Source organism: Campylobacter concisus (genome assembly GCF_002913545.1).
Taxonomy (GTDB): domain Bacteria; phylum Campylobacterota; class Campylobacteria; order Campylobacterales; family Campylobacteraceae; genus Campylobacter_A; species Campylobacter_A concisus_AV.
Map to the genome: position 1 here is coordinate 1 of NZ_PPBR01000118.1, position 1,269 is coordinate 1,269.

General features: G+C 37.7%; 1 protein-coding gene and 1 pseudogene. Both read left to right on the forward strand.

Features of this window, described 5'->3' with window-relative positions:
- Nucleotides 1-160: 160 nt before the first annotated feature.
- Nucleotides 161-925: an ATP-binding protein gene (locus CYP05_RS07640; RefSeq protein ID WP_103587205.1), complete on the forward strand. Its 765-nt coding sequence runs from the start codon at nucleotides 161-163 to the stop codon at nucleotides 923-925.
- Nucleotides 922-1,269, forward strand: a pseudogene (locus tag CYP05_RS07645) (endonuclease III); the annotation flags it as partial. The gene CYP05_RS07640 and the pseudogene CYP05_RS07645, both read left to right, overlap by 4 nt.

Sequence of the window (1,269 nt, forward strand, 5' to 3'; positions counted from 1 at the left end):
AAATTTTAGCTCTAAAAGCTGGCATAAAGACGATCTCAAATAGCGAGCAAAATATACTTATAACAAAAAATGATGACGAGAAGATCAGGCTAAAGTCACGTAGCAAGGACGATGACGATGTTTTGGCTGAAATTTTGGTCTATCTAAGAAAGGATAAGAAATGATAGATTGGGGAGTAAAGTACGCAGCGATTTATAAGAGCACAAAAGGGATGTTAAAGCCTGTTGAGGATATTGATTTTGTCGATATCGACTCACTTTATGGACTAGAGAAACAAAAAGAAATTTTGCTAAAAAATACTAGAAATTTTATAGCTGGCGACGAGGCAAATCACGTGCTTCTTTGGGGCGAGAGAGGATGTGGCAAGTCAAGCCTTGTAAGGGCTGTTTTTACTAAATTCTATAAAGAGGGACTTCGCATCATTGAGATCGGCTGCGAGGATCTAAAATACCTTGGCGATATTATCGATGAGATCAGAAAAAGCGAGTTTAAATTTATCATTTTTTGTGATGATCTAAGCTTTGAAAATGGCAGCAATGAGTATAAATTTCTAAAGCCTATAATGGATGGCTCTATCCAAAAGCCGCCAAAAAACGTACTTTTATACGCTACATCAAATCGTAGACATTTAATAAGCGAGTTTAAAAGTGAAAATGAAAACTCAGAGCTAATTGACGGCGAAATCCACTACAGCGACGCAGCTCAGGAGAAAATTTCTCTCTCAGATCGCTTTGGCCTTTGGATCAGCTTTTATCAAGGCAACTACGACGAGTATCTAAAAATGGTTGATTTTTACTTTAAAGACTATAAAGGCAATAAAGATAAGCTTCATACGCTTGCTAAAAATTTCGCAACACTTAGAGCCAGCAGAAGTGGCAGAACAGCAAAGCAGTTTTATCTTACATTTAAAGAAAATTTAAAATGAGATCAACTGATCTGTTTTTAGCCCTGCTAAATCACAAAAGTAGAAATTTTGACGAGCTAAAATGGCCAGGCGAGGGCACTTTTGAGGTTATTTTGGGCGCTATTTTAGTGCAAAATACCAACTGGAGAAACGTTGAAAAAGCGCTGGATAATCTAAAAAAAGCAGGCAAAGATAGCCTGCAAGGCATTTGCATGCTTGAAAACAGCGAGCTTGCCACGCTTATAAAGCCAAGTGGCTTTTACAACACAAAGGCAAAACGGCTAAAGACGCTTTGCTTAGCTATAAAAAACGAATTTGAGAGCTTTGATAATTTTAAAGAAAACGCTAGCCGCGAGTGGCTCATA